The organism is Streptomyces bohaiensis (assembly GCF_012033785.1).
GTDB classification, from domain to species: Bacteria; Actinomycetota; Actinomycetes; order Streptomycetales; family Streptomycetaceae; genus Streptomyces; species Streptomyces bohaiensis.
This window is the reverse complement of record NZ_JAAVJC010000299.1, coordinates 1-5,631: the sequence shown is the minus strand read 5'-3', so window position 1 is coordinate 5,631 and position 5,631 is coordinate 1. Positions and strand designations below refer to the sequence as shown.

Sequence of the window (5,631 nt, the reverse complement as noted above, 5' to 3'; positions counted from 1 at the left end):
ACCCCGGGGCTCGGGCTCCGCGCGTGGGGCCCGCGGTGACGGCACAGGCGCGCCACCGGCGTCCGACCGCCCCCGAGTCCCTTGCCCACGCCGGCGCCGCAGCCCCGCGGTCGACGGCGTGGGGCCCTGCGCTGCGCCGTGAGTCCGTCTCCCCGCTGCCGGTGCCGGTGCCGACAGGGGGACGTCCGCACCACGACGTCCCCGCATGGCGCACCGTCACGCTTCCGCCCCTCCCGCCCCGCCCGGGGCCGCCCTCCGGGCAGGCCCGCGCTCTCACCCCGTGCCCGGCCCTGCCGGACAAGGCAGGCGAGCGGACAGGTCGGAGAACGGGAAGGCCCGGTGGGAGCCGACTGTCTCGGCTCCCACCGGGCCCGGGTACGCGGGGCGCACCGTACCGCCTCCGCCCCGTGCGGGCGGCGCGCCGCGTCACCTCACTGGGTGGGCAGGTCCACCAACGTCGTGCGCCGCGGGTTCGCCGTCTGCGTCGGCAAGGTCACCGACTCCGCCACAGGGCCGGCCTCCGGAGCGAGGTCCGAGGTGTCCGCGAGGTGCACGAGCGTGGTGCGACGCGGGTTGGCGGTGGGGCGGTTGCTGAGGGTCGTCTTCACGAGGTCTGCCTCTTCGTCGGTCCTGATCTTGGTCGTCGCCGGACGGCTCACCCACCAGAGGCTAGGTCGGCACAGCGCCCCGCCACGCCGAAGCCCCAGGTGATCGCCTGTGAGGTTCATCACGAGGGGGGATGCAAAGGCGCCATTCCGTGAGGGTGGTGCTGGGGGATAAAAGCGGACAAGATGTGTGGTTGTCGATCCGATAGGGGTCGCTTCGCTCCGGAGTGTCGACGGAGGCGGTGATGCGATGACGAGCAAAAGTCCGCTTCCTCCGAACTTGCCCTCCACGGCTCGTGGTGAGGTGCGCGCGGAGCGTCATTCATGGCCCGGGAGTGATCCCGGCCCTTGTTGGAGATGTGGCTCTGTGCTGGAATTCCACGGACCGCGTGGGATATCGACCGTCACGGCACCGGTGCACACCACCACCACGACGACGGCCGATCCGGGGACGCTAAGGTCACCCACGACCGCCACGGAGCTTCTGGCTCCAGGTTCAACACCGTTTCGCCGCAGCAGCGGCGGGGCGCCTTGTCCAGAGGTTGCGACGCTAGTGCAGGGACGTTTCAAGAAGGAAGGCAGTGCCACCGGGGAGGCGGGGCCCAGCGGTCCGTCGGGCAGCAGCCCGGCGACAGGGCAGCAGCCCCACGGTGGTGAGCCCCTCCATGCCGCCGGCAGCACCGACGACGCCGCCCCCGAGCGCGTCGGCGAGAGCCCGGCTCCCGAGACCGACCCCGCCGAGGCCAACGCCGTCGGCTCCCGGTTGGCGATGCGCAACTGGCGCATCAGCACTCGCCTGGTCTCGCTGATCGCTCTCCCTGTCGTCGCGGCGACCGCGCTGGGTGTCTTCCGTATCCAGGACACCAACCAGGACATCGAGCAGCTGGACAACATGCAGCTGCTCACCGACATGACCCGCCAGGCGACCCGCCTGGCGACCGCGCTCCAGGAGGAGCGCGACCGGTCCGCGGGTCCGCTGATCGCCGACACCACCAGCGCCAAGGCCAGCAACATCGCGACGCTGCGCGACCGGACCGACGGCGCCCGGTCCGCATTCGCCGACGCGACGCTCGGCATCGACCGGGACGACAGCACCCTCTCCGGCATCAGCAACCGCGTCCTGAGCATCGGCCGCCAGCTCAACCAGCTCCGCGACATCCGTGACGAGGCGTACGACGACCCGGCGTACATATCCCAGACCGTCAGCCGCTACAACGAGCTCATCGACTCGCTCCTCGCGCTCTCCCAGGACATGGCCCTGGCGACCAGCAACGAGGAGATGATCAACTCCACCCGCGCGCTGGCGGCGTTCTCCGCCGCCAAGGAGTACGCCTCCATCCAGCGCGCCATGATCAGTGGTGGCTCGGCCCGGGGCGGTGAGGGCTTCTCCGGCAGTGACTGGCGCTACGGCAAGACGGCGCAGCAGAACGAGCAGGCGTCGATGCGGAGCTTCCAGCAGCTCTACGGCGAGAGCGACCTCACCGAGCCGCTCGACGGCGGTATCGCCAACGTGGTGAGCGCCGGTCAGCTCGCGGACCGCGTCTTCGACGCCGAGGACGCGCTGGCCGACGAGCAGCTCTCCGACCAGGACGCCTACGACCTGCTCCGCTCCAAGGTCGACGCGATGGACTCCATCGAGCAGACCCTGCTGGCGGAGATGGAGCGCCAGGCCGAGGAACTGCGTGACGAGGCGCAGCGGGACGCGATCCTCAACGGCGCCGTCATCATCCTCGTCCTCGGCATCTCCCTCGTCGGCGCGTTCGTCGTCGCCCGCTCCATGGTCCGGTCGCTGCGTCGACTGCAGGACACCGCGCAGGAAGTTGCTCACCGCCGCCTGCCCGAGGTCGTCCGCCAGATGAGCGAGGCCGACCCGCAGGACATCGACACCTCCGTCGCCTCGGTCGGTGTGCACACCCGGGACGAGATCGGCAAGGTGGCCGAGGCGTTCGACGACGTCCATCGCGAGGCGGTCCGCCTCGCCGGCGAGCAGGCACTGCTCCGGGGCAACGTCAACGCGATGTTCACCAACCTCTCGCGTCGGAGCCAGGGCCTGATCCAGCGCCAGCTGTCGTTGATCTCCGAGCTGGAGTCCCGCGAAGCCGACCCCGACCAGCTCGCCTCGCTCTTCAAGCTGGACCACCTCGCGACCCGCATGCGTCGTAACGGTGAGAACCTCCTCGTCCTCGCGGGTGAGGAGCCCGGTCGACGGTGGACCCGCCCCGTGCCCCTCGTCGACGTGCTGCGCGCCGCGGCCTCCGAGGTGGAGCAGTACGAGCGGATCGAACTGTCGGCGGTCCCCAAGACCGACGTCGCCGGCCGAGTCGTCAACGACCTCGTCCACCTGCTCGCCGAGCTGCTGGAGAACGCGACGTCGTTCTCCTCGCCGCAGACGAAGGTCAAGGTCACCGGTCACGCCCTGCCCGACGGCCGCATCCTCGTCGAGATCCACGACACCGGTATCGGCCTGTCGCCCGAGGACCTCGGCGAGATCAACGAGCGGCTGGCCAACCCTCCGACGGTGGACGTCTCCGTCTCCCGCCGCATGGGCCTGTTCGTGGTCGGTCGCCTCTCCCTGCGCCACGGCATCCGCATTCAGCTGCGTCCCTCCGACTCCGGAGGCACCACCGCGCTGGTCATGCTGCCCGCCGAGGTGGCGCAGACCGCCGGTCGTCCCAAGCCCGACCCGAACGGTGCCGCCGCACGCGGTGCGGCCGAACCGCCGTCGGCGACGCTCCGGCGCGAGCCGCAGCAGCGCCGGCAGCCGGGCGAGGCCGAGGTCGGAGGCGCCCCGAACCGCAGCCAGATGGCCGCCCCGCCCACCCGGGCCGCACTGCCCTCCCGCCCCGGGGCGACCCGCCCGCAGGACGCGGCCGCACCGACCGGCGGCCAGCCCGGCCCTGCCGGACAGCCCCACGGGGCGGGCCCCGTGCCGCCGCACGGTGCGGCGCCCGCCGGGCGTCAGCAGGACCGCCCCAGCTGGGCCAGCCGCGGCGAGGACACGGGCCGAATACCGCCGGTGCAGGACAACGACGCGCCGCGCGGGCACGACCAGAGCACCGGCGTCGGCCACGGCACCGGCCAGTACGCGCACAGCGACGACTTCTCCGCGACCCGCGAGTTCCCGGCCGTCGACGGTGGCGGGTACCCCGCGGCGGGTGCACTCCCGCCCGGTCAGGGGCAGCCCCACGGCGGTGCCGGTGGGACGGGTCGGCAGCACGGCCACGGCCAGGGCGCGCCGGGCGGCTATGCCGCGCCCGACGCCCGGCAGGGTCACGGGGGCGCGACGGAGTTCACCAGGCCCGTCTCCTCGCCCGGCGACACCGGGGAGCTCACCGGTCCCTTCGGCGTCCAGCAGGACCCCCACGCCCAGGCCCCCCATGCACACGGCCACAACCCGCAGGGACAGCACGGGCAGGGCCACCACGGGCAGAACGCGCACGGTGCCTACGCCGACCCCCACGGGGCGCGGACCGCGGGTCAGCACGACCCGTCGCACGGCTACCTGCCAGGACCCGGCGACCATCAGCCCACCACCGAGATGCCGGCCTACGGCACGCAGCAGTCCGACGGGGCGCACGACCTCTTCGGCCACTACACCCCGCCCCCGCAGCAGGAGCAGTCGGCGCCCCAGCCGCACTACGGCGCCGGCGGACCGTCGGAGCGCACTCCGATCTTCGAGCAGGTCGAGTCCACCTGGTTCGGTGCTCGGAACGGCGCACCGCAGCCGCACGAACTGCCCCGTGAGGCGCCGCAGGCGCTCCAGCGGCCCGCCGCACCCTCGACCGGCCCGGAACCCGCCGCGCCGCGCGAGCTGCCGCCGGCCCGGCCCGAGAAGCCCGCGTCCCCCGCGGGAGGCACCGGGGCGCCCGGCACCGGACCCAGCTGGGAGTCGCCGAACGACGAGCGGTGGCGCCGTGCGGAGCAGTTGCGCTCCCCGGCCGCCGGCGGCGTCACCACCTCGGGGCTTCCCCGGCGCGTCCCGCGTGCCAACCTGGTCGCCGGAACCGCGAAGGAGAAGGAGACCCAGGTGGCGCCGACCGGCCCGCAGGTCTCCCGCTCCCCGAGCGATGTCCGCGGCCGACTGACCAATCTCCGCCGCGGCATCCAGCAGGGCCGTCAGGCGGGAACGACGACCGGTGGCGAGAACACCGGACAGGGACTCGGTTCCCCCTACCGGCAGGAGCGTTGATGAACAGCCCGATGAGTCAGGCGGCCCAGAACCTGAACTGGTTGATCACCAGCTTCGTGTCCAACACCCCCGGGGTGTCGCACACGGTGGTGGTCTCGGCCGACGGTCTGCTGCTCGCGTTGTCCGAGGGTTTCCCGCGTGACCGTGCCGACCAGTTGGCGGCGGTGGCCTCCGGTCTCACCTCGCTGACGGCCGGTGCCTCTCGGATCTTCGAGGGCGGCGTGGTCAACCAGACCGTGGTGGAGATGGAGCGCGGCTTCCTCTTCATCATGTCGATCTCGGACGGCTCGTCGCTGGCCGTGCTCGCACACCCGGACGCCGACATCGGCCTCGTGGGGTACGAGATGGCGCTCCTGGTCGACCGGGCCGGCGCCGTGCTCACCCCCGACCTGCGGGCCGAGCTCCAGACCAGCATCCTCAACTGAACCAGCTCCCCCACATGAGCACCACTGTCCGCATCGCCGACCTCATGTCCACCCGGAGGAGCTATGACGACCCCGCCCGCCTCACAGGGTTCCTACGGCACGCAGCACGGGACGTACGACGATGACGGCGATCAGCCGCTGGTGCGTCCGTATGCGATGACCGGTGGCCGGACCAGGCCCCGGTACCAGTTGGCCATCGAGGCGTTGGTCAGTACCAGCGTCGAACCGGTGCAGCTCCAAGGGCTGTTGCCCGAACACCAGCGGATCTGCCAGCTCTGCATGGCCGAGGTCAAGTCGGTTGCCGAGGTCTCGGCGTTGTTGGCGATGCCGTTGGGTGTGGCTCGGATTCTGGTCGCCGATCTGGCGGAGGCCGGGCTTGTCGCTATTCATCAGCCTGGTCATGAGGGTGAGC

4 protein-coding genes are annotated in these 5,631 nt (G+C 72.0%); 3 read left to right on the top strand and 1 reads right to left on the bottom strand.

The genetic code is table 11. The features are described 5' to 3' along the window. Positions 1–431: 431 nt before the first annotated feature. Entirely contained in the window at positions 432–659 is a 228-nt protein-coding gene (locus tag HCN52_RS21315) for a hypothetical protein (protein ID WP_168090069.1), read from the bottom strand. Between the two features lie 499 nt (positions 660–1,158). Here HCN52_RS21315 and HCN52_RS21310 point away from each other — a divergent pair, with 499 nt between their 5' ends. The 3 genes from HCN52_RS21310 to HCN52_RS21300 form a co-directional block, all read left to right on the top strand. After that, on the top strand, positions 1,159–4,794 hold the full coding sequence (locus tag HCN52_RS21310; protein WP_312876818.1) for a sensor histidine kinase: 3,636 nt from the start codon (positions 1,159–1,161) through the stop codon (positions 4,792–4,794). An 11-nt stretch (positions 4,795–4,805) separates the two neighbouring features. Continuing rightward, on the top strand, positions 4,806–5,219 hold the full coding sequence (locus tag HCN52_RS21305; RefSeq protein WP_167931696.1) for a roadblock/LC7 domain-containing protein: 414 nt from the start codon (positions 4,806–4,808) through the stop codon (positions 5,217–5,219). 63 nt (positions 5,220–5,282) lie between these two features. Continuing rightward, a partial coding sequence (locus HCN52_RS21300) for a DUF742 domain-containing protein (RefSeq protein ID WP_168090070.1) occupies positions 5,283–5,631 on the top strand: 349 nt, incomplete at its 3' end.